The organism is Mycobacterium sp. 663a-19 (assembly GCF_035616495.1).
GTDB lineage: Bacteria > Actinomycetota > Actinomycetes > Mycobacteriales > Mycobacteriaceae > Mycobacterium.
The window spans coordinates 216,019-237,490 of the sequence record NZ_JAPJAV010000002.1; the positions used below are offsets into that span (position 1 = coordinate 216,019).

Genomic DNA, 21,472 nt, shown 5'->3' on the forward strand with positions numbered 1-21,472 from the left:
TTGACCTAACGTGTCATGGATGGAGGAGAACGGAACCCCGGAGTCAGTGCCCGTCGAGAGATTGCACTCGGGCGACCCGATCACCGATTGCGGCCAGCGGTACATCGTCCTCGAATCGAAAACTCTCGGCGACAGCTGCGTAGTTCTCGAGCTCGAGTCCAGGGTGGACCACCAGCTGCAGGTCATCGAGAAGTCCTTCCCGGCCGGCTATCAGGTGGACAGGGCAAACCACCGGATCTTGTAAAGCGAAATCTTCGCAAGCCCCAGTAGTGCGCGAGTAGCCGTTTGGACGGCTACCGCGCACTCTTGTTTTGGGCGGCCGTATGTCGTTGGGACCGTTGGGATCCGGCGCTGACTAGGCCACCAGGCTGGAGTCGGACAGGTCCCGCTTGAGGATCTCGACGGCCTGCTCCAGGTAGGCGTTGCCCTCTTGGACGAAGGTCCCGCCGCGGCTCAACTCGTTGACGTCATAGTCGTCGACGCCGGAGATGCAGTAGTGCAGGCCGGTGTCGTAGTCACTGATCGCCTGCTGCAGCGGGACATTCAGCGCGGGGTCCGGCGAGGGCATTTTCCGCTGCAACTCCGCGTTGGCGGCGTAGGCGTCGCGGCAGCCCGCGCCGACGCCCGCGATGTCCTTGTTCGCCGCCGCGACGCTGACTCGCTGGAAGGCGCCCCGGAGCTCTTGGATCGGCTCCAGCGTGCCGGACAGCCATGCCCTCAACTGGACGTCCATCGGCGGCGGGGTGGGTGTGAGCGTGACGGTGCTGGGTGGCAGCGGCGCGGCGACGACGCTGGTTGTGGCCGAACCCGGCCCCGGCGACGGCAGTGGTCGCGTGTTGTCGTACGACAAGCCGGCCGCGGCCAAGGCCAGGATTCCACCCGCGACGAGGGCCGCGAGGGGGCCCGGGCGTCGGTACCAGGACCGCCTCGGAGGTTGTCCGGGCCACGGCATGGCCGGCGGGTAGGGCGGGTAGGGCGGGTAGGACGGGTAACCGGGGTTGCGGGCCGGCGGTTGATTGATGAGTGTGGCCATGGTGGTGCTCCCCCCTCGATAGCTACGTACTTGATGTGGCCGACTCCGATGTTCGCCGGGGAGACGGCCGCGAACGAGAGGAATACGGCCCGCGTGGGAGTGGCCTACGTGGATTGCGGGGCCGGCCGAAAGTCAACGCGCCATGGGGCTTTATGCCCCATGCATCGATGACGCGCGTCGTTCACCGCGTTTGGATTGCCCCAAAGTAGGTAAGCCCGCCACAGTCATCGCCGCCATCCCACGGCGCGCCGTCGAGCCGATATGTGGACAGGCCCTCGAGACGCCAGGAGTATAGGCGCGGTAGAGGTGATCGAAGGGTGACCAGATGAGGATTCCGGGTGTAGCCAGCGTCGTCGCTGGCGTCACCGGCGGTGCGGCCCAGGTGTTGCGGGCCGGCGTGTCCACCGCGGCCGACGCCGCGGGCACCGTGCAGATGCTGGCCAGCCCGGTGGTGGAGCTGGCCGGCCCGGTGGTGCACTCGGTAACCAGTTCGGCCGGCCGGGCGTTCGGATTCAACGGTTCCCCCAACGGTTCCCGGAACGGCGTCACCCCGCCCGTGCGCTGGCGCAGCGGGTCGCGGGTGCACCTGGACCTGGATCCACTGCTGCCCTTTCCCCGCTGGCACGAGTACGCGGCGGTGGTCGAGGAGCCGGTTCGCAGGATTGCGGGCGTGGCCAAGGCCCATGTCGAGGGGTCGCTGGGCCGGTTGGTGCTCGAGCTCTCCGACGAGGCCGACCACGACGCCGTCCTGGACGAGGTGCGGGAAACGGTCTCCGCCATCGCCGCCGACATCGCCTCGTCGGGGCCGGGCTCGGCGCCCCGTTCCGCGCCGTTCGCCGACCCGGGCAACCCGCTGGCGATTCTGGTGCCGCTCACCGCCGCGGCGATGGACGTGGTCGCGGTGGGTGCCGCGGTCACCGGCTGGGTCACCCGCCTGCCCGCCGCGCCGCAGACCACCCGGGCCGCGGCGGCCCTCATCAACCATCAGCCGCGCATGGTGTCGATCCTGGAGTCGCGGCTGGGCCGGGTGGGCGCCGACATCGCGCTCGCCGCGACGACGGCGGCTGCCAACGGGCTGACCCAGGCGGTCGGAACCCCGCTGCTCGATCTGACGCAACGCACCCTCCAGATCTCCGAGGCGACGGCTCACCGCCGCGTGTGGCGGGACCGCGAACCCCACCTCGCCTCGCCCGAGCGGCCCCAGGCCCCGGTGGTGCCCGTCATCTCGTCGGCGGGCGCCAAATCGCAGGCGCCGCGGCACAGCTGGGCCGCCGCGGCGGCGGGCGAGGCGTCGCACGTCGTGGTCGGCGGGTCCATCGACGCCGCGATCGACACCGCGAAGGGGTCGATGGCCGGTCCGGTGGAGAGCTATGTCGATTCGGCGGCGAACGGCTCGCTGATCGCCGCGGCGAGCGCGCTGGTGGCCGGCGGCGGCACCGAGGACGCGGCCGGCGCGATCGAGGCCGGGGTGCCGAGGGCGGCGCACATGGGCCGGCAGGCATTCGCGGCGGTGCTGGGCCGCGGCCTGGCCAACGCCGGTCAGCTGGTCCTCGACCCGGGTGCGCTGCGGCGCCTGGACCGGGTCAAGGTGGTGGTCATCGACGGCGCCGCGCTGCGCGGCGACCACCGCGCCGTCCTGCGCTCCCGCGGGGATGCGCCCGGCTGGGACGACGACCGGGTCTATGAGGTCGCCGACGCGCTGCTGCACGGCGAGGAGGCACCCGAGCCCGACCCCGACGAGTTGCCGGCGACCGGCGCGCGGCTGAGATGGGTTCCGGTGCAAGGACCGTCGGCCACGCCGGCCCAGGGCCGGGAGAGCGCCGAGCTCGTCGTCGACGGCGAATGCGTGGGCAGCGTCGACGTCGGCTGGGAGGTCGACCCCTACGCGATCCCGTTGTTTCAAACCGCGAACCGGACCGGGGCCCGGGTGGTCTTGCGCCACGTCGCCGGCACCGAGGACCTGACCGCCAGCGTCGGAGCGACGCATCCGCCCGGCACGCCGCTGCTGAATCTGGTGCGCGAGCTGCGGGCGGATCGCGGACCGGTGCTGCTGATCACCGCGCTGCACAGCGATTTCGCGTCGACCGACACGCTGGCCGCCCTGGCCATCGCCGATGTCGGTGTGGCCCTTGACGATCCGCGCGCGGCCACGACGTGGACCGCGGACATCATCACGGGCACCGACCTGGCCGCCGCCGTGCGCATCCTCTCGGCGATCCCGGTGGCCCGGTCGGCCAGCGAATCGGCCGTTCACCTCGCCCAGGGCGGCACGACGCTGGCGGGGCTGCTGCTGGTCACCGGTGAGCAGGACAGAACCGCCAACCCGGTCAGCTTCCGCCGCTGGCTCAATCCGGTCAACGCGGCCGCGGCCACGGCGTTGCTGGCGGGAAGCTTCTCGGCCAGCCGGGTGCTGCGGCTGCCCGATCCCACCCCGCAGCCGCTGACCGCCTGGCACGCGCTGGACCCCGAGATCGTCTACTCGCGGCTGGCCGGCGGCGCGCGGCCGTTGGCGGTCGAGCCGGGCACGCCGTCCTGGCGGCGCCGCCTCGACGACCTGTCCTACAGCCCCGCGCTGGCGCCGCTGCGCGGACCGCTGAGCAGCGTGGCGCGGCTGGCCGCGGCCACCCGCGCCGAGCTGGCCGACCCGCTGACCCCGATCCTGGCCGTCGGGGCGGCCGCGTCCGCGATCGTCGGCAGCAACATCGACGCTCTCCTGGTCGCCGGGGTGATGACCGTCAACGCGATAACCGGTGGGGCGCAACGGTTACGGGCCGAGGCCGCCGCCGCCGAACTGTTCGCCGAGCAGGATCAGCTGGTGCGCCGGGTCGTCGTCCCGGCCGTCGCGACCACGCGCCGCCGGTTGGAGGCGGCCCGGCACGCCACCCGCACGGCCACGGTGTCGGCCAAGTCGCTGCGGCCCGGCGACGTCATCGACCTGGCCGCGCCGGAGGTGGTGCCGGCCGACGCGCGCCTGCTGATGGCCGAGGACCTCGAGGTCGACGAGTCGCTGCTCACCGGCGAGTCGCTGCCGGTGGACAAGCAGGTGGACCCCGTCGCCGTCAACGATCCCGACCGGGCCAGCATGCTGTTCGAGGGCAGCACAATCGTCGCGGGACACGCCCGGGCGATCGTCGTGGCCACCGGGGTGGGCACCGCGGCGCACCGCGCGATCTCGGCGGTCGCCGACGTCGAGACGTCGGCCGGCGTCCAGGCGCGGCTGCGAGAGCTCACCAGCAAGGTCCTGCCGCTGACGCTCACCGGTGGCGCCGCGGTGACCGCCCTGGCGTTGCTGCGGCGCGCGTCGCTGCGGCAGGCCGTCGCCGACGGCGTCGCGATCGCGGTGGCCGCCGTCCCGGAGGGCCTGCCGCTGGTGGCCACCCTGTCCCAGCTCGCCGCCGCCCAGCGGCTGACGGCGCGCGGAGCGCTGGTGCGGGCCCCGCGCACCATCGAGGCGCTGGGCCGGGTCGACACCATATGTTTCGACAAGACCGGCACCCTCACCGAGAACCGGCTGCGCGTCGTGTGCGCGGTACCGGAAACGGCCGATCCGCGGGATCCCTTCCCCGACAACGCCGATCCGCGGTCCGTGAGCGTGCTCAAGGCGGCGGCGCGGGCCTCCACCCAACCCCACGACGGGCAGGGACACGCGCACGCCACCGACGAGGCCATCCTCACCGCCGCGAGTTCGCTGCCCGGCCAAGGCGATTCGGAGTGGACGGTGCTCGCCGAGGTGCCGTTCGAGTCCAGTCGCGGTTTTGCGGCCGCGATAGGCACGCTCAACACAAACGGGTCGTCGCCGATCCTGATGCTCAAGGGCGCTCCCGAGGTGATCCTGCCGCGGTGCCGGTTCGCCGATCCGGACGGAGACCGCGAGCACGCGGAATCGTTGGTGCGCAGCCTCGCCGAGCGGGGTCTGCGGGTGCTGGCGGTGGCGCGGCGCGGCTGGGACAACGGCACCACCGACGACGAGGAGACCGACGCGGACGCCGTCGACGCCGCCGCCGTCGACCTGGAGCTGCTCGGCTACGTGGGTTTGGCGGACACCGCGCGGGCGTCGGCGCGCCCGCTGATCGAAGAGCTGGAGGACCTCGACCGCAACGTGGTGCTGATAACCGGCGATCATCCCGTCACCGCACGCGCGATCGCCCATCAATTGGGCATGCCCGCCGACGCGCGGGTGGTGACCGGCGCCGAGCTCGCCGGCCTGGACGAGGATGCGTGCGCCAAGCTCGTCGCCGACGTCCAGGTGTTCGCCCGGGTCAGCCCGGAGCAGAAGGTGCAGATCGTGGCCGCGCTGCAGCGCTGCGGCCGGGTGACCGCGATGGTCGGCGACGGCGCCAACGACGCGGCCGCGATCCGGATGGCCGACGTGGGCATCGGGGTGAGCGGTCGCGGTTCGTCGGCGGCGCGTGGGGCCGCCGATATCGTGCTGACCGACGAGGACCTGGGCGTGCTGCTCGACGCGCTGGTCGAGGGCCGCAGCATGTGGTCCGGGGTTCGCGACGCGGTCACGATCCTGGTCGGCGGCAACGTCGGCGAGGTGCTGTTCACCATCATCGGGACGGCCCTGGGCTCCGGTCGGGCGCCGGTGGGCACCCGGCAGCTGCTGCTGGTCAACCTGCTCACCGACATGTTCCCCGCGCTCGCGGTGGCGGTCACGTCGCAATACGTCGAGCCCGACGAGGCCGAGTACGCGACCGACGAGGAGGCCGAGGAGGCCCGGCGCCAGCACCGCCGCCTGGTGCTGACCGGGCGCACCCCCTCCCTGGACGCTCCCCTGATGCGGCAGATCGTCACCCGGGGCGCCGTCACGGCCGCCGGGGCGACGGCCGCCTGGGCCATCGGGCGCTGGACGCCCGGCAGCGAACGCCGCACGGCGACAATGGGATTGACGGCGCTGGTGACCACGCAGCTGGCGCAGACCCTGCTGACGCGGCGGCACAGCCCACTCGTGGTGGCCACGGCGCTGGGCAGCGCGGGCGTGCTGGTCGGCATCGTGCAGACCCCGGTCATCAGCCAGTTCTTCGGCTGCACGCCGCTGGGGCCGGTCGCCTGGACGGGCGTGCTGGGCGCAACGGGCGGCGCCACCGCGATCTCGGCGCTGGCGCCCAACTGGCTGGCCAAGACCGTCGGCGTCGCCGAGGAGGACGAGGAGGACGAGTAACGCCGCGGCGGCGCGATCAGTGGTGGCGTGTCCAGATGGTCCAGATGGTGATGCCGACGGCGACCGCCACGATCGCCAGGGCCAACGGCACGGTACCGCTGTGCGGTAGCACCGCATCCGTTGGCGGGGTGGCCCGGTGCGGCACCCGAGGCTCGACGTCGCCGCTCGGGGTTCGCTCGCGCGCCACCGGACGTGCGGGTGGGTTTTCGCGCCGGTCGCGGCCGCGCTCGTGCCGCCGGCGTGGCACCCAGGTCTCGTCTCCCAACTCGTCGGGGATCAGCCACATCAGCAGCCCGAGGTTGACCACCGCCAGCACGCCGTGCAGCACGACGTCGGCCGCGTGAAACCCGAACGGCGTCGGCATGTCGCGCGCGCTGGCGACACTGCTGAAAAACAACAACACCGTGTAGGAGACCGCGCTGAGCGCGGTAACCGCCACCGCCGCGCGGCGTTTGGCGACGGCCCCGACGGCCGCCACGCCCAACGCCAGCAGTACCGCGCTGTGCGCCGGAGTCGATTCCAGGCCGAGGACCGGGGCGCCGGTAGGCCCGGCGTGGGGATGCAGGGTCGCCGACACCAGCCCGACGATGCCGAACGCGCTCACCAGCACGCCCTCGGCCAACAGGAACCAACGCCCGCTGCGGAACCGCTTCGGGTCCGTGCGGACCCTGCGCAACCGCGACGTCGCACCAGGGACGTGCCCCGCTGTCACCGGCATCGCGCAACCTCCAGCCTGAACAGCAAGTCTCCTGATGTTGGCTACCCACCGATGGCCAGGAATAACGCCGGCGCCGCCGGCGGTTAGGTGTCCGGGAGTTGGCTGCGGACGACCTTGCCGGCGGGATTGCGCGGAATGCCGTCGACGACGTGGATGTCGCGGGGCTGCTCGAAGCGAGAGACCTTGCCCTTCAAGTACTCCCGCAGCCCCGCCTCGTCGATGTCGCGCTGCGGGCGCGGAACGACGAACGCGGCCAGCCGCCGCCCGAACTGCTCGTCGGCCACGCCGATGACCGCGGTCTCGGCGACGTCCGGATGGTCGGCGAGCGCGTTTTCCAGCGCGCGCGGATAGACGTTCTCACCGCCCGAGACGATCATGTCGTCCTCGCGGCCGACGATGTACAGCCGGCCCGAATTGTCGAGATAGCCCATGTCGCCCGTGCTGGTCATGCCGTCGATGACGGCCTTGGAGCCGCCGCCGACGTAGCCCTTCGCGCCCAGTTCGCCGCCGACGAAGATGCGCCCCGTCACGCGCGGCCCGACCGGCCGGTCGTTCTTGTCGAAGATGCGCACCGGGCACCCCGCCACCGGGCGCCCCACGGTTTCCGGGGCGTTGCGCAGCTCGGTCGGTGTGGCCAGGGCGCCGATGCCGACCTCCGTGGAACCGTAGCCGTTGTAGAGGATGTCGCCGTAGGCGTCCATGAACCGGCGTGCCAGGCCGGGGTCGAGCCGGTCGCCGCTGGATATCACGACTTGCAAGGACGGCAACGGGTTTCGCGCCCGCACTCGCTCCGGCAGATCGAGGATGCGCGCCAGCATGATCGGGACCACGCTCATCGCGTCGGCGCGCTGCAGCGACGCCCGCGCCAAGGTGGCCTCGGCGTCGAAGCGCCGGTGGGTCAGCACGGTGCCGCCCAGGCTCACGGTGATCATCAGCATGCCGAACCCCAGCCCGTGAAACATCGGCACCGCCACCGCCATTCGCGTCCCGACCCGCAGCCCGGTGCGCTCGAGAAGCGTCATGCCGACGCCCACGCCCAACCTCATCTTCGGGACCCGCGGGACGCCCCGCGGCACACCGGTGGTGCCCGAGGTCAGCAGAACCAGTCGGCCCGAGCCGGCGACCTTGGGCCGGGACTCGCCGGGCCGGGCCTCGACGGCCGCCGGGTCGATCGCGTTAATGCATTCGTCGGCGCGGTGTATTTGGTCGGCAAATTCATTGTCGCAGAACATCGTTGCGATCCGGTGTGCGCTGAGCGCGCCGGCGAGCGCGTCGGTGCGAAACTCGGTGTTCACCAGGACCACGTCGGTGCCGGCCAGGGCCGCGGCGAAGGCCGACGCGGCGAAGTTGCGTCCGTTGCGGCACATGACCCCGACGGCCTGGCCCGATCCGACACCCGCGCGAGCGAGCTCGCGCGCCAGCGCCTCGGTCTTCGACTGCAGCTCGCGGTAGGTGACGGCGCCGTCGTCGTCGATCATCGCTGTGCGCCGCGGCCACCGGGCCGCCGCGACGGCGAGCAGGGTGTAAAGATTCGTGCCGCCCCGGTACACCTCGCGGGCCAGGCGCAGCACCCCGAGGGGCGCGGGCGGGCTCAGCAGCCCCGACGATGCCAGCGCACGCGCCGTGGTGGCGACCACGCTGTCGGTCATGAGGCGTCCTTCTCGCCGCCGGGATCGGCGAAGAACCGGCGGTGCCAGATCCGGGCGGCGCGCTCGGCGGGCCCGGCCAGCAGCACCGAGGCCAGCTCGGCCGGTCGTAGCCACGGCGGTTCGTTGCTGCGGGGCCGGTCGATGATGGCCTTGGCGACCGCGTCGGCGGCCTGATCCGCAGACAAGCCGGGCAGCCTGCCCAGGATCGGGGTGGGCTCGATCATCCGGGTGCGCACCAGCGCGAAGTAGACCGACGTCACGTCGATGCCGTCCGCGTGCAATTCCGGCGCCACGCTGCGCAGCCACCGATCGAACGCTCCCTTGGACGCCTGGTAGGCGCCCCATTGCGGGCCGGGCACGACGCGCACGCCGACGCTGGACACGTTCACGATGTGGCCGCCGCCGTGTTCGCGCATCGCCGGCAGCAGCCCGAGCAGCAGCCAGATCGGTCCCAGGTAGTTGATGTCGATCGTGCGCTGGAAGTCGTGCGGCCGGTCGTACTGCTGGTGCAGCGACCGGCGCAGCGACTTGCCGGCGTTGCTCACCACGATGTCGAGCGGGCCGTGGTCCTCGGTGACCTGCTTGGTCAGCGCGGTGACGGCGGCCTCGTCGCTGAGATCGGTGGGGTAGGCCACGGCGCGGCCGCCGCCGGCGTTGATCGCCGCCGCCAGGTCGTCGAGCCGTTCCGCGGACCGCGCGACGACCAGCACCTTCGCCCCCGCCGCGGCGAGCCGGCGCGCCGTCGCCTCGCCGATTCCATAGGACGCGCCGGTCACCAGCACGGTCTTGCCGCACACGGCGGCGCGCAGCCTGTCGGGATCCGATATCCGCGCCGGGTTGGCCAACCGGTCGGTGGCCGTCTTCAGGGCCTCTGCTACTACGTTCACCTTCACCGCATTCACCGAAATGGCAAGTCCTGGTGGCGCTGCCGGCCCACCCCACTCGACTCGTAACCTACAGCTACCAGACCGCACGCACAGCCCCAACGGTAGGCCGGTCAATCCCTGATAAAGCCCTTGTTGCGCATCAGCGCCTCTGCCAAAAACCCGTCGTGCGGGATTTCGGGCGCCGTGTGCCAGGTCGGGTAACGGCCCCAGTACACGTTGGCCACCGTCGGCTCGGCGAGGAGATCGTCGATCAGCCCTTCGTCACCCGTGATCGCGGTGACGACCAGCGAATGGCGTAGCGGCCCCACGCCGGCACCCCGCGACCACGGCGACACCCACACGCACGGGAACGGCAGCTCGATGTTGAGCCTTGCGACATCGGGCCCGGCCAGCAGATGCACGGCCGGGCGCAGCGCGGCAGCGCCGTCGCCCACGGCGGCAACCACCTGGTCGGCGCCGAGTAGCGGCGTCGTTCCCGCCGCCTTGGCCGCGAGATAGCGCGCGGCCGCGCGAGCCTTGTCGACAGATTGGGTGGGCAGGACGGCTCGCTCGTCGTCGCTGGGACGCGGCTCGATCGTCGCCAACCGCGCGGCGATCGCGCGAGCCAGTGGGCCGGGATCGCCCTCGTAGAGCACCGCCGTGGTGTTGACGCACGCCATCCCGCCCGAGCCGGCGATCGAGTCGACGATCAGATCGATGTGGTCACGCCAGTCCCGATCGGCGGTGATCAGAATCTTCGCGCGACCCGGCCCGTTCACCACCACCGTCGGGTCGTCGGCGTATTTCTCCGCGACGTCCTGGCCCCCGTACACCATGGCCACGTCGGCCGCCCGGACGAGCTCGTCGGCACCGCCGTGATCGGTCGGCAGGTACACCGCGTCTTCCGGGCGAAATCCCGCCTGGCGCAAGGCATTCACCAGCCGATGCGCGGTCAGCGGCTCGCGGCGCGACGGCCGCACCGCGACCCGGTAGCCCAGCGCAAGCGCCTGGGGCCACAGGGCATGCACGCCCGGGCCGTTGCCGGCGGCGTGGACCGCGAACACCTCGCCGCGCCGCGTCCAAACCGCGCCCCCATGGCGGGTGCGCTGCTCGCGCCAGTCGGCGACCGCACCGACGGGTCGGCTCGGCCGCACCGCATCGAATGCCGAGGCGACGGCGTCGGCCACGCCGCGGGCCGCGGCGCGGGTAACCACGATCGGCAGCCCCGAAATCCGGCTGGCCAGGCCGACATACGCGTCGAAGTCCAATCCGGCGATGACGGCCGTGGCGAAGAGATCGGCGGCGACGGCCAAAACCTCCTCGCGCCGGCCGGGCGGCAGTGGCCGAACCCTGCGTTGGGTGCCGATTGCGCGCGAAACATAAAGCGGGGGCGTGATACTCAGCTCGGCAACCGGCATACCCGCGGTGCTCGTGACGATCGCACGGTTGCGGGTCCGGTACTCGCCTCCGGGTCCCAGCGCATCGATGCGCACGAAATCGACCGCAGCACTGCGTGTTTCACCGGCCATTTCAGTACACGCCCTCGATGACGGCCTCGCCGTCGAATGTAGCTACCGGTCGCACCGCGCTGAGCGAATCGCTGATCTGGGCCGCGGGCCCACGCATCCGGATTGCCATATCGCGTTCCAGGTTGTTGGGAATGAACATTCCCTTGCTGATGTGGTTCATCACCACCTGGCCGGGTTGCCCGTAGGGGACTTGCTCCCCGGTGTCGGGATCAACCACCCGGAACACCACATACGGCGTTCGCGGATCGAAGACGAACGAGTCGCCCTCGGTTCGCGTGACGGCCTGCGAAAGGACCATGGTGCTGCCGAAGGCCACGGTGATCGTCGTTTCCGGGAAGATCTCCCGCAGCAGGTCCAGCGTGTCGGCGTCTACGTGCGCGCCGCTGAGCAACAGGTAGCGGATCTTGGCGTTGACCAAATCCACCACACGATCGTCGCGGGCGATCGCCTCCAGCAACGGCGGAGTGGTATGCAGATTCGCAACGTGCTGCGTCCGCAGGATGTGCACGGCCTGCTCTATGACGTGGACGATGTAGGCCGCGACCTCGGTGGCCGCCCGGCGCGCGGCGAGGATCTTGACCCAGCGCGGATCGATGTCGATCGGGTGGAATATCGAGCCGAGCCGCTCGGAGACCAGCCGGGAGAAGTAGCCCACACCGTGCGGACCGCTGGGCATCAGGCACAGGAAGCCCCGGCCCGGCAGAAAGCCGCCCGCAGCGAAATCCTCGGTTTGCCAGTGCACGACCTGCGCGATCCAATCCGGCAGTTGCACAGTCCGTTTCGGAGCGCCGGTGGTGCCGCCGGATTCGAATATCTGCGGCAGCGGCACCCCGGCATCCCCGGATGCGTAGCCGCGCGGAATGAGATCCTCTACCGGCACGCTGCGCAATTCGTTGACGACGTTGGGGAACAGCCGCAGATCCGCGAAGGTCTTGATATCGGTCAACGGGTCGAAGTCGAGCGTCGTGGCGATCCGCAACCAGAACTCCGAACCAGTGTCCGCGCCGAAGTGCCAGGCGATGGCGGCTCGCAGGTAGGCCTCGGGGTCGGTGACGGGCACCGATCGCGGGACGTCCAACAGCGAAAAGTCGGCCGCGAAATCAGCGGGGGCCATGCCACCGATCCTGTCGCATCGCCGGCCCGCCCGCCACGCTCGCGCGCCCCGCCGGGTAGACGGCGGCTGAACGTTGCGCCATGCCGCGGCAAACTCTCTGCGCCCGACAGGTTTTCAGCGCGCGGGCTCCGCGTCAACCGCCGGTGCGCTCCAGTGCGGCCATCATGGCCTCGTTGAGGGCAGGGTAAACCTGGTCGAAAACACCGTCGCGCTCGGCGAACCGGAACGGCCTGACACGTTCCACGATGATCTCGTCAGCATCGGGTTGTGTCTGCAACAGGCTCATGGTCTCGGCGATGTACTCATCCAACGGCATCGCCCTGGGGTCCTCTGAGTCGAATCCCCGCCCACGCTGCAGTCCCGTCCGCACGTGCGGTGGAACGATTTCTATCACCTGAACCGACGTCCCGCGGAGCTGAAAACGCAGCGACTGGGTGTAGGAATGCAGCGCCGCCTTGGTGGCGCAGTAGGTCGGGGTGAGCGCGCCAGGCACAAATGCCAGGCCCGACGATACGTTGACGATCGTCGCGCGCGGTTTTTTCAGCAGCGACGGCAGCAGCGCCGAGGTGAGCCGGATCGGCCCCAGCAGATTGACTGCGACGGTCAGCTCCGCCGTTCCGGGGCCACTGGAAGTGAGGTCCTCAACGCGCTGAATGGCGGCGTTGTTGACCAGGACGTTGAGTTCCGGATAGCGGTCGGTCAGCTCGATGGCGAAGCGCCTGATATCGGCGGCATCGCCTTGATCCAGCGACAGAACCCGCATGCCGGGGTTCGCCTCGGCGACCTCCCGCAGCGCCTCACGGCGTCGCCCCGCGATAATCACCCGGTTGCCGAGCTTGTGCAATGACTCGGCCAAGCCGCGCCCGATCCCGGTGCCACCTCCGGTGACCAGCACCGTGTTGTCTGTCAGCTGCATCACCGCACCTCCGTCGTCGTCCGAACCGCAACAACTCTGGCAGGTGTTGGCGGCGGGCAGCAAACCCCGGAGTTCGGCGTCCGCATCAAGCGGCCGGGCGGTCGTGCAGCTTGCGCGGGTCGACACCCGCCCGGCGCCACGCCGCCGCCGCCCAGGGCAGGTAGATGAGCGCGACTGGCAGCCGGTTGACGAGCGGGTTCAGCGCGCGCATGACCGCCGCGAACCGCTGAAATCGCTTCTCCCGCTTCTCATCCCACTCCAGCTCGCACACCGCGCGCATCTGCGGCGGCAGGGTGCCCACCAGCACGAGGCGGGTGTAGGCGTTGATCGGCGCGGACAGGATCCTCCAGACCGGCCCGGGAATCCAGCGCGGCCCCGGGATGCCCTTCCTGATGTAGCCGGTGCCGTACAGCACGGTCTTGTGCGGGACGAATCGCTCCAGCATGTCGTCCCAATAGGCGACGAACTCGTCGTAGGTCTGCGGCTGGCCGCGGTCGCTGACCCCGTACAGGCCGTACCAGACCTTGCCCTCGTCGAAGATCCGCTCCTTCTCCGCCCGCGACAGCCGCCGGATGAAGGTGTCGGTGATGTAGATGACCTGGTCGACGAACGTGGCGTGGGCCCAATAGAACAACTCGGGGTTCAGCGCGTGATACCTGGAGCCGTCGCTGATGGTGCCCTTGATCGGCTTGTGGAAGTCACGCACCTTGCGGCCCCACTCGTGCGGCTCGTCGGAGTAGACGGTCTTCATCAGCGGCGGCGCCGTGCGCTTGGCGCGGCCCAACGTGTCGCTGAACACCACCGAGTGATCGAGCACGCCCTGCGCGAGCTGCTCGATGCAGTTCTCCACACCGGCGGTGCGCTGGAACCCGAAGAATTGCGTGCGGTGATCGCCGTAGAACTTCCAGATCAACGAGTCGGGCCCCAGGCGCGGCGTTGCGTCGGCGACCTCGTCGTCGACCGGCATGGGCACCGCCTCGCGCACCCCGATGTCGAAGTCTTGTTGCGCCGTCACTCAACCTCCCAGCCCCACGCATACCCAGGAACACAGAAACAAATCCGTATCTTTGTGTCAAGATAGCATCCATGCGGAGTGGCAGCCCCGACGGCAACCTCGCCGAGACGGCCTCCGAAAAGACAGAGGTCGAGCGCACCATCCTGGACACGGCGCGCGCCGTCTTCGAGACCTACGGCGCGCGGCGCGCGAACATCGAGGACGTCGCCGCCCGCGCCGGGGTCAGCCGCAGCACCGTTTACCGACGATTCCCGACGAAGGACGTGTTGTTCGCGCACGTGGTGCGCCGCGAGGCCGAGCTGTTCTTCGCAACGCTCGACGAGGCCACCGCGGGCTGCGACCCGCGGCAGGCCGTGATCGAGGCGTTCGCGCTCGGGGTGCGCCTGGTCGGAGACTCGCCGCTGTATTCGCGGATCGTCGAAAGCGAACCCGAGCTGTTGGGCATGTTCTCCCGATCGCATGCGTTTCCGATCGGCCAATTCGCCGACGGGATCGCCCGCACCCTGCGGCGCTGCGGCAGCCGGATCCCCGATCCGGACCTGGCCAACATCGCCGACATCCTGCTGCGCGTCGCGCTGGGCATCATCGTGTTCCCCACCGACCGGCTCGACACGTCCGATCCCGCGGCGGTGCGCCAGTATGCGGCCCGCTACCTGGTGCCGATCCTCGGCGGTTGACGCTTGGCTCCGGGTTGTCGGGGGCCTGGATTAGCCTTTAGCTCGTGCCTGGGTTTTCAGGGACACCGCGAACCCGATACGCCAGCTGCGGCGACACCGACATCGCCTACCAGGTGTTCGGCGACGGGCCGATCGACCTGGTGCTGCTGCCCGGGCCGTCGATCCCGATCGACTCGGTCGACGCCGAGCCGTCGATGTACCGCTTCCATCGCCGGCTGGCGTCGTTCGCCCGGGTGATCCGGCTCGACCAGCGCGGGATCGGGCTGTCGTCGCGCGTGCCGTCGGTCGACGTGATCGGGCCGGAATTCTGGGCCAGGGACGTCGTCTCGGTCATGGACGCCGTGGGATGCGAGCGCGCCACGATCGTGGCGCCGGGCTTCACCTCGATGACCGGGCTGGTGCTGGCGGCCGACTACCCGGAACGAGTGAGCAGCCTGGTGATCATCAACGGCGCGGCCCGCACGTTGTACGCCCCCGACTACCCGATCGGCGCCCGGATCGAGGACCTCGACCCGTACACGACGGTCGCGATCGACCCCGATGCCGTCGAGCACGGCTTCGACATGCTCGGCATGATCGCGCCCAGCGTCGCCGGCGACGACGCGTTCCGCGCCTGGTGGGACGCCGCCGGCAACCGCGCCGCCTCGCCGAGCATGGCCCGCGCGATGATCCTGTCCATCCGGCGCTCCGACGTGCGCGACAGGCTGCCGCGCATCGCCGCCCCGACGCTGATCGTGCATCGCGCCGGCTCCGAATTCACCCCGGTCGCGCACGGTCAATACCTCGCCGACCACATCGCCGAATCGCGCTTCGTCGAGCTACCGGGCGACGACACCCTGTACTGGGTGGGCAACACCGGGCCGATGCTCGACGAGATCGAAGAGTTCATCACCGGCATGCGCGGCGGCTCGGACGCCGAGCGGCTGCTCACGACGATCGTGTTCACCGACATCGTCGGCTCCACCGAGCGCGCCGCGACGCTGGGTGATGGCCGCTGGCGCGACCTGCTGGACAACCACGACACCATCGTGCGTCACGAACTGCAGCGGTTCGGCGGGCGCGAAGTCAACACCGCCGGCGACGGATTCGTCGCGACGTTCAGCAGCCCGAGCGCCGCGCTGGCCTGCGCGGACGAAATCGTCGACGCGGTGCGGGTGCTCGGCATCGAGGTTCGGGTGGGCGTTCACGCCGGTGAGGTGGAGGTGCGCGGCGCCCTGAAGAACGACATCGCCGGCATGGCCGTGCACATCGGCGCGCGGGTGGCGGCGCTGGCCGGACCCAGCGAGGTGCTGGTGTCCTCGACGGTGCGCGACATCGTCACCGGGTCGCGGCACCGGTTCGCCGACCGCGGCGAGAGCGCGCTCAAGGGCGTGCCGGGCCAGTGGCGGTTGTGCGCCCTGGTGCGCGAGCACGCCGTCGTCAACCGTTAACGAAGCTCGCGTAGGCTGCGATCAATTGTGGCGTACAGCTTGGTGTTTGACCGAAGGGACACCCATGACCGACGTGCACGTCTCGCTGCCTCCCGCGTTGCGCCGGGCGCTGGACCTCCTCGCCGATCCGCCGGCGGACCCCGACGTCAGCAAGGGCTATCTCGATCTGCTCGGCACCGCCGGCGACGACGCCGTCCCGAAAAACACCGGCCCGATTCAGGCGGCCTGGGCATCGCCGATCGGGTCGATGCTCTACGACAATGCCCAGGCCCTGACCCGCCGACTGATCAGCGCCTGGCAACACCCCGTCGAGTGGCTCGACATCCCGCCCGGCGGCACCGCACTGGACGTGGGCTCCGGTCCGGGCAACGTCACGTCGTCGCTGGCGCGCGCCGCGGGCCCGGGCGGACTGGCGCTGGGCGTCGACATCTCCGAGCCGATGCTGGCGCGCGCGGTTCGCAACGAAGCGGGCCCGCGGGTCGGGTTCATCCGGGCCGACGCGCAGCGACTTCCGCTGCGCGACAACACCGTTGACGCGGTGGTCTCGCTGGCGGTGCTGCAGCTGATCCCCAACCCGGCGGCCGCCCTCGCGGAGATGGCGCGGGTGCTGCGGCCCGGCGGCCGGCTGGCCATCATGGTCCCCACGGCCGGGCGCGCGGCCCGGCTGTGGCAGATGCTGCCCAACGCGGGGGCGCACGCGTTCGGTGACGACGAGATCGCGGACATCCTGGAAGACAACGGATTCGCCAGCGTGCGGGTCAACACCTTCGGCACGTTGCAGTGGGTGCGCGGCAAGAACGGCTGAGCCTCAGCCGCGCTTCATGGCGGGGTGGCCGCGAGACAGCAACGGCAACAACAGCTCTGGTGGCGCCGTAGGCCGCCTGGCCGGGCAGTGGGCCGAACGCGGCGATCGACGCCACATTCAGCACCGCGCCTTGATGGCGGTCGACCATCCCGGGCAGGAACCTGCTGCACAGGTCGACCACCGCGGCCACGTCGACCTCGACGAGGTTGACCTCTTGCTCCGGAACGGATTTCGCGACCAGCCCCAGGGTCGACAGTCCCGCGTTGTTGATCAGGATGTCCGGGGTCAGGCCGAGCGCCGCGACCCGGTCGGGCAGGCCGGCCCGCGCGGAGCGATCGGACAGGTCGGCGGGCAGCGGGTGCGCCTGCGGGCCCAGCCGCCGGGCGAGCTCTTCGAGTCGGCCCGCGCTGCGGGCCACCAGCACGACCTGGTACCCGCGCCGCGCGAGTATCTCCGCGAAGTGCTCGCCGATGCCCGAAGAGGCGCCGGTGACGAGGGCGGCGCGGCCGTTTCGCGGCGGTGGAAGGGCCATCAGTTGCCCGCCTGTGCGAGCATCGCGAGCTTGTCCATCGATTCGCGCAGCATCTCTGGCGTCGTCGACCGGGCCCTCTCCAGCCGGCTCTGGTCGGTCAGCGCGGTCCAGTCGTAGGTGTGGGTCACGTTGGTGAGGGTGGCGTTGATCGGCTCGAGCTCCCAGCGCCACAGGTGGCCGGGCGGCCGCTTCCCGGGTTCCGCTGGGCACCAAGCGATCTTGCTGCCCTCGATGAATTCCACGACGTGGTTCTCCCGCACGGCGCCGTTGGTCAGGGTCGTCTTGAACACGTCGCCGACCTGGCGGACGCGCTGACCCGGGGCCGCGGACGCCAGGTTGTCGTTGCCGTCCCAGCGCGGCTGGCTGGACGGCTCGGCGATCAGCTCGAAAATCCGCTCCGCGCTGGCAGAGATCGCGCGGGTGGCTTTGACAATGGTTCCGGGTTCGGTGTCGGCCATGGGGCAATCCAAACACGTCGGCCGCGACCCGTCAGCAGCGTTCGGCACCCCGGCGCATCAGGCGCAACTCCGTCGGGCGCGGCTTGCTTCTGCGCACGGCCTGCAGCGCGTCGCAGGCCCGCGCCTTGATCGGGGCGACGACGTCGCGGTTGGCGGGGCCCTGGTTGATCCAGGCCGGCGGTGTTGCCACGATTTCGATCCTTCGCTTGTTCGGCCGGTGGGCCGACTCATCGCATTTCATCGCGTCTCCCTTACCAATGTGCCGCGCGTTGATGAACGCCGCGAAAAGCAGCGCTGTGGTGTCGCACACAACCGCGGCCGGTGCGGGGCGCCGTCACACGTCCGGCCGGCCCTTGGGACCGCTTTTGAACCGGCGCAGAAAGCCGAGCAGTCGATGCGCCGGCACCGGTTTCGGCCAGTCGTCGGCCCGGAAATACGCGTCCGAGCCGCCGTCGACGAAAACCACGCTGCCGCAGAGGAAGTCGGCCGAGTCCGACAGCATGAAGCACATCCAGTCGGCCATGTGCCGGGCGTCGCCGAACCCGCCGACGGGAATCGGGAACGACCGAACCGCCTTGGCCTCGGTGGGATTCGACAGCTGCTCGGCCAGCAGCGGCGTCATGATGGCCCCGGGCGCGATGGCGTTCAGGCGCACGCCCTCACCCGCCCACTCCGGCAGCACCGCCTTCCGCCGAACCCAGCGGCTGACAGCGATTTTCGACGCGGCGTACATCATGGTGGGCGCGGCCCTACCGAACAGCCTGACCGAACGCACCGCCCTGTCGGCATCGTGCGCCAGCAACGCCCGGACGGTTCGGCCCGGGACTGCGGGCACCGTCGTCGTGGAGTTGCTGGCGACGACGACGGCCTTGGCACGTTCGGCGGCGGCCAGCGCCGGTCGCCACGCGGCGAGCAGCTCGACCACGCCCAGGTAGTTCACCTGGGCGATCTGACGCGGGCGATCCGGGCTCGGGCCCGGCCCCAGGCCGGCGGCCAGCACCGCGCCATCGAGCCGGCCGGCCGAGGCGCCCAGGACGGCGTCGGCGGCCGTTTGGCGCCCGTGCGGCGTCGACAGGTCCGCGGTGACGTCGGCGTCCTTGATGTCGACGCCGATCACGGTGTGGCCCTCGCCGCGCAGCCGGTCTGCGGTCTCCCGGCCCATCCCGGACGCCGATCCGGTGATCGCATAGGTGCCCATTCAGGTCTCCACTCCTCGGCCGCTTCCGGCGAAATGTAGGTTGACTATATGACCGACGAAGCGATAGCCACCGACTTCACCCGGCTCGAATCGGTGTACGGGCCGCTGGCCGAATCGATCCGCAGGCTCATCGAGGTCAGCATCCGCACCGAAGCCGACCCGCGGGCGGTGGCGGTGGTGAAGGCCCGGATCGACAGTGCCGCAGACGAATTGAGCTCCTCGCTGCGGCCGGGACCCTTCGGCGTACAGCTGACGCCCGACGGCGAAACCATCGCGTGGGGCAACGTCGTGGTCGGCGTGCGCAACCCGGTGGCACCGCCGCTGGTCGTCCACCACGACCCGGACGGGCTGGTGTGGTCCGAGTTCGTCCTGGGCGCCGCGTACGAGGGCCCGCCGGACCACGTCCACGGTGGGGTGTGCGCGCTGGTGCTCGATCACGTGCTGGGCGCCACGGCCCACCAGCCCGGACGGCCCGCCTACACGGGCACGCTCACCCTGCGTTACCGGCGCCGCACGCCGCTCGGCCGGCCGTTGCGCGCCCAGGCGCGGGTCGAGCGCACCGAGGGCGTCAAGACGTTCGCCGTCGGCCACCTCGCCGACGAGGGCGGCATCACGGTCGAAGCCGAGGGCGTGTTCATTCACCCGAAGCGGTAGCGGCCCGTTCGACATCGAGGAGTTGCTCACCGCGGCGCTCCTCGTCGTAGGCCTTGCGCCCGCCCCGCAGGCCGAAGAGCCGCTTCGAGATCAGCAGGTAGATCACGGCGGCCATGTTGATGGTGAAGGTGACCGCGCGAGTCATCGTGATGCCCTTGGCCAGGTCGTGGATCTCCAGCGGCAGGAAGACCGAGGTGGCTATCACCGCGAAGTACTCGCCCCAGCGCTTCAGCAACCACAGGCCGACGCCCTCGACGACCTCCAGCAGCGCGTAGCCGGCCAGCATCAGGGTCAGCAAGGCCAGGGTGGACGGCTTGGTGGCCAGCGCCTTTTCCAGTTCGTGCACGATCGTCATCTGATCGACCTTGAACCCGGCCGCCCGGAAGATCGGCAGGTCGCGGTCGAGGGTGGCCTGGATGGCGCCCCGAGCGCCGCGAAACTTCCAAACCGCATAGGCCGCGAGCGCGATCACCACCGCGCGCAACAAGCGTTCCACCGCGAGGGCGCGGATGATGATGGCCTGCCGTAAAGCCTTGCCGCGCATGATCATCGGCGCATCCTCGGCGCGCCCGCGCGCGTGTGGCGCGCCGACTGTGAATTCACCGCAACGCAGGCAGCGCCACACCTCACCCAGACCGGTGGTACCGCTCAGCCGGCCGGCCAGCGCCTCCTCCTCGGGCGCGTACGTGACGTGCCCCGCGAGCGCACAGGTCACCAGCTCCCACCGATTGATGCCGCCGTCTTTGTGCATGGCCGATCATTCAATGCCGGCGGTGAGCCGCGCAAGGGGGCGGTGCGCCGCCCTACCCCGCGCGATGCGCCGCCTCGGCCCGCGGCTGGGATTCGCTGATGGCCGCGGTTTCGTCGGTGAGCCTCTTCCCGATGACGCCGATCTGTCGCGCGCTGAGGGGACACAGCGGGTGCACCGCGACCATCAGGGCGACCCGGCCGCGATGGTCGAAAACCGGTGCGGCGATGGTCACCACGGGCTGCTTGCGTCGACCCGGATTGTCGTCGGAGAGAAAGCCGATGGTGGTGAACTCGACGAGCAACTGGTCCAGGATGTGGCGCACCGGGGTCGGCATCTCGTTGCTGTCCAGCGTGCCGACCACCTGGACGGCTTGCGCCAGCGCGGGCGTGGTCCAGTCGACGTCGAATCCGCGCTTGCGGGTGTGCTCCAGGACGCGTTCCAGCCGCCGCGCGCGATCGGCATTGCTGCCGGCGCCCCGGCGGATCCACGCGCGCTGTTCCTCGTCGGTGTCCCAGGCGGCGAGCGCCACCCCGAACGGCGGCGCATACGGGATGCGGTCACCGGGTATGCCCGACGGCTGGGTGGCGGGATCGCCCTCGAAGGCCGTGACCACGAGCGAATCGCCGAAGCGCTCGACCACCGAGCCGGCGTAGCCGACCTCACCGGAGAGCCGCAGCGCCGCCGAACGCGCGGCGTGGGCCAGCGGGCGGGCGGTGTCCATCCGCGCGGCCACCACGGCGAGCGCGGGGCCCAGGCTGAACGTCTTGGTGATCGGGTCGCGGCTGGCCCAGCCGCGGTCGCACAGCGTCTTGAGGATCGCGTGCGCGGTCGCCTGGGTGAGGTCGAGCTCGCGCGCGACGTCGGAGAACCGCAACCGCGCACTCGGCGACCGCGCCAGCAGCTCGACGACGTCGAGTACCCGCGCGGTCGGTGCCGACGGCGATCCGCGGATGTCTTGACTCC

The 21,472-nt window shown here is 70.6% G+C and carries 19 protein-coding genes and 1 pseudogene; 6 read left to right on the plus strand and 14 right to left on the minus strand.

Annotated features, from left to right (window positions below; all coding sequences use genetic code 11):
- Positions 1 to 19: 19 nt before the first annotated feature.
- Positions 20 to 244 (plus strand): hypothetical protein, encoded by a 225-nt coding sequence (locus tag OQ968_RS05350; RefSeq protein ID WP_324675470.1) that lies wholly within the window; start codon positions 20 to 22, stop codon positions 242 to 244.
- A gap of 111 nt (positions 245 to 355) precedes the next feature.
- Here the strand turns inward: OQ968_RS05350 and OQ968_RS05355 are convergent, their stop codons facing one another.
- Complete coding sequence (locus OQ968_RS05355; RefSeq protein WP_324675472.1) at positions 356 to 1,033, minus strand: hypothetical protein; 678 nt, start codon at positions 1,031 to 1,033, stop codon at positions 356 to 358.
- 325 nt (positions 1,034 to 1,358) lie between these two features.
- Between OQ968_RS05355 and OQ968_RS05360 the strand changes: the two genes are divergently transcribed.
- The gene (locus OQ968_RS05360; protein WP_324675474.1) at positions 1,359 to 6,197 is read left to right on the plus strand and encodes a cation-translocating P-type ATPase; all 4,839 of its coding nucleotides are present in this window, start codon (positions 1,359 to 1,361) and stop codon (positions 6,195 to 6,197) included.
- 16 nt (positions 6,198 to 6,213) lie between these two features.
- Here the strand turns inward: OQ968_RS05360 and OQ968_RS05365 are convergent, their stop codons facing one another.
- The 7 genes from OQ968_RS05365 to OQ968_RS05395 form a co-directional block, all read right to left on the minus strand.
- Positions 6,214 to 6,915 carry a DUF4383 domain-containing protein gene (locus OQ968_RS05365; protein WP_324675476.1) on the minus strand — a complete coding sequence of 234 codons (702 nt, stop codon included), beginning with the start codon at positions 6,913 to 6,915 and terminating at the stop codon, positions 6,214 to 6,216.
- Positions 6,916 to 6,998: 83 nt separating this feature from the next.
- Complete coding sequence (locus tag OQ968_RS05370) at positions 6,999 to 8,564, minus strand: AMP-binding protein (RefSeq protein WP_324675478.1); 1,566 nt, start codon at positions 8,562 to 8,564, stop codon at positions 6,999 to 7,001.
- Positions 8,561 to 9,451, minus strand: coding sequence for an SDR family NAD(P)-dependent oxidoreductase (locus OQ968_RS05375; protein ID WP_324675480.1), 891 nt, complete (start codon positions 9,449 to 9,451; stop codon positions 8,561 to 8,563). The genes OQ968_RS05370 and OQ968_RS05375 overlap by 4 nt, the downstream gene beginning before the upstream one ends.
- Before the next feature lie 110 nt (positions 9,452 to 9,561).
- Entirely contained in the window at positions 9,562 to 10,959 is a 1,398-nt protein-coding gene (locus tag OQ968_RS05380) for an aldehyde dehydrogenase family protein (protein WP_324675482.1), read from the minus strand.
- A gap of 1 nt (position 10,960) precedes the next feature.
- On the minus strand, positions 10,961 to 12,073 hold the full coding sequence (locus OQ968_RS05385; protein WP_324675484.1) for an AMP-binding protein: 1,113 nt from the start codon (positions 12,071 to 12,073) through the stop codon (positions 10,961 to 10,963).
- 133 nt (positions 12,074 to 12,206) lie between these two features.
- Complete coding sequence (locus OQ968_RS05390) at positions 12,207 to 12,989, minus strand: SDR family oxidoreductase (RefSeq protein ID WP_324675486.1); 783 nt, start codon at positions 12,987 to 12,989, stop codon at positions 12,207 to 12,209.
- Positions 12,990 to 13,074: 85 nt separating this feature from the next.
- Positions 13,075 to 13,956: an oxygenase MpaB family protein gene (locus OQ968_RS05395; protein WP_420715848.1), complete on the minus strand. Its 882-nt coding sequence runs from the start codon at positions 13,954 to 13,956 to the stop codon at positions 13,075 to 13,077.
- A 119-nt stretch (positions 13,957 to 14,075) separates the two neighbouring features.
- Between OQ968_RS05395 and OQ968_RS05400 the strand changes: the two genes are divergently transcribed.
- The 3 genes from OQ968_RS05400 to OQ968_RS05410 all read left to right on the plus strand — a co-directional run bounded on the left by OQ968_RS05400 (position 14,076) and on the right by OQ968_RS05410 (position 16,916).
- Complete coding sequence (locus OQ968_RS05400; RefSeq protein WP_324675489.1) at positions 14,076 to 14,681, plus strand: TetR/AcrR family transcriptional regulator; 606 nt, start codon at positions 14,076 to 14,078, stop codon at positions 14,679 to 14,681.
- A gap of 44 nt (positions 14,682 to 14,725) precedes the next feature.
- Positions 14,726 to 16,111, plus strand: a complete 1,386-nt coding sequence (locus OQ968_RS05405) for an adenylate/guanylate cyclase domain-containing protein (protein ID WP_324675491.1) — start codon at positions 14,726 to 14,728, stop codon at positions 16,109 to 16,111.
- A 64-nt stretch (positions 16,112 to 16,175) separates the two neighbouring features.
- Positions 16,176 to 16,916 (plus strand): class I SAM-dependent methyltransferase, encoded by a 741-nt coding sequence (locus tag OQ968_RS05410; RefSeq protein WP_324675493.1) that lies wholly within the window; start codon positions 16,176 to 16,178, stop codon positions 16,914 to 16,916.
- 46 nt (positions 16,917 to 16,962) lie between these two features.
- On the opposite strand, the pseudogene OQ968_RS05415 reads toward OQ968_RS05410, so the two are convergent.
- The 4 genes and pseudogenes from OQ968_RS05415 to OQ968_RS05430 form a co-directional block, all read right to left on the minus strand.
- Positions 16,963 to 17,448, minus strand: a pseudogene (locus OQ968_RS05415) (SDR family NAD(P)-dependent oxidoreductase); the annotation flags it as partial.
- Positions 17,448 to 17,906, minus strand: coding sequence for an SRPBCC family protein (locus OQ968_RS05420; protein WP_324675495.1), 459 nt, complete (start codon positions 17,904 to 17,906; stop codon positions 17,448 to 17,450). The pseudogene OQ968_RS05415 and the gene OQ968_RS05420, both read right to left, overlap by 1 nt.
- Before the next feature lie 31 nt (positions 17,907 to 17,937).
- The gene (locus OQ968_RS05425) at positions 17,938 to 18,096 is read right to left on the minus strand and encodes a hypothetical protein (protein WP_324675496.1); all 159 of its coding nucleotides are present in this window, start codon (positions 18,094 to 18,096) and stop codon (positions 17,938 to 17,940) included.
- Between the two features lie 144 nt (positions 18,097 to 18,240).
- The gene (locus OQ968_RS05430; protein ID WP_324675498.1) at positions 18,241 to 19,104 is read right to left on the minus strand and encodes an SDR family oxidoreductase; all 864 of its coding nucleotides are present in this window, start codon (positions 19,102 to 19,104) and stop codon (positions 18,241 to 18,243) included.
- Positions 19,105 to 19,152: 48 nt separating this feature from the next.
- Between OQ968_RS05430 and OQ968_RS05435 the strand changes: the two genes are divergently transcribed.
- Entirely contained in the window at positions 19,153 to 19,758 is a 606-nt protein-coding gene (locus tag OQ968_RS05435; RefSeq protein WP_324675500.1) for a PaaI family thioesterase, read from the plus strand.
- Here OQ968_RS05435 and OQ968_RS05440 read toward each other — a convergent pair.
- Together OQ968_RS05440 and OQ968_RS05445 are read right to left on the minus strand one after the other, a co-directional pair.
- A complete protein-coding gene (locus OQ968_RS05440) occupies positions 19,739 to 20,509 on the minus strand; it encodes a DUF2127 domain-containing protein (RefSeq protein ID WP_324675502.1) in 771 nt (256 codons plus the stop codon). The genes OQ968_RS05435 and OQ968_RS05440 overlap by 20 nt on opposite strands.
- A gap of 52 nt (positions 20,510 to 20,561) precedes the next feature.
- Entirely contained in the window at positions 20,562 to 21,461 is a 900-nt protein-coding gene (locus OQ968_RS05445) for an IclR family transcriptional regulator (RefSeq protein WP_324675932.1), read from the minus strand.
- Between the last annotated feature and the right edge of the window lie 11 nt (positions 21,462 to 21,472).

Excerpts from the sequence above, each read along its gene's own strand:
- OQ968_RS05420 (WP_324675495.1), bottom strand. The coding sequence starts at position 17,906 with ATGGCCGACACCGAACCCGGAACCATTGTCAAAGCCACCCGCGCGATC.
- OQ968_RS05365 (WP_324675476.1), bottom strand. The coding sequence starts at position 6,915 with ATGCCGGTGACAGCGGGGCACGTCCCTGGTGCGACGTCGCGGTTGCGC.
- OQ968_RS05435 (WP_324675500.1), top strand. The coding sequence starts at position 19,153 with ATGACCGACGAAGCGATAGCCACCGACTTCACCCGGCTCGAATCGGTG.
- OQ968_RS05395 (WP_420715848.1), bottom strand. The coding sequence starts at position 13,956 with ATGCCGGTCGACGACGAGGTCGCCGACGCAACGCCGCGCCTGGGGCCC.
- OQ968_RS05400 (WP_324675489.1), top strand. The coding sequence starts at position 14,076 with ATGCGGAGTGGCAGCCCCGACGGCAACCTCGCCGAGACGGCCTCCGAA.
- OQ968_RS05350 (WP_324675470.1), top strand. The coding sequence starts at position 20 with ATGGAGGAGAACGGAACCCCGGAGTCAGTGCCCGTCGAGAGATTGCAC.
- OQ968_RS05410 (WP_324675493.1), top strand. The coding sequence starts at position 16,176 with ATGACCGACGTGCACGTCTCGCTGCCTCCCGCGTTGCGCCGGGCGCTG.
- OQ968_RS05360 (WP_324675474.1), top strand. The coding sequence starts at position 1,359 with ATGAGGATTCCGGGTGTAGCCAGCGTCGTCGCTGGCGTCACCGGCGGT.
- OQ968_RS05385 (WP_324675484.1), bottom strand. The coding sequence starts at position 12,073 with ATGGCCCCCGCTGATTTCGCGGCCGACTTTTCGCTGTTGGACGTCCCG.
- OQ968_RS05440 (WP_324675502.1), bottom strand. The coding sequence starts at position 20,509 with ATGCACAAAGACGGCGGCATCAATCGGTGGGAGCTGGTGACCTGTGCG.
- OQ968_RS05355 (WP_324675472.1), bottom strand. The coding sequence starts at position 1,033 with ATGGCCACACTCATCAATCAACCGCCGGCCCGCAACCCCGGTTACCCG.
- OQ968_RS05370 (WP_324675478.1), bottom strand. The coding sequence starts at position 8,564 with ATGACCGACAGCGTGGTCGCCACCACGGCGCGTGCGCTGGCATCGTCG.
- OQ968_RS05430 (WP_324675498.1), bottom strand. The coding sequence starts at position 19,104 with ATGGGCACCTATGCGATCACCGGATCGGCGTCCGGGATGGGCCGGGAG.
- OQ968_RS05380 (WP_324675482.1), bottom strand. The coding sequence starts at position 10,959 with ATGGCCGGTGAAACACGCAGTGCTGCGGTCGATTTCGTGCGCATCGAT.
- OQ968_RS05390 (WP_324675486.1), bottom strand. The coding sequence starts at position 12,989 with ATGCAGCTGACAGACAACACGGTGCTGGTCACCGGAGGTGGCACCGGG.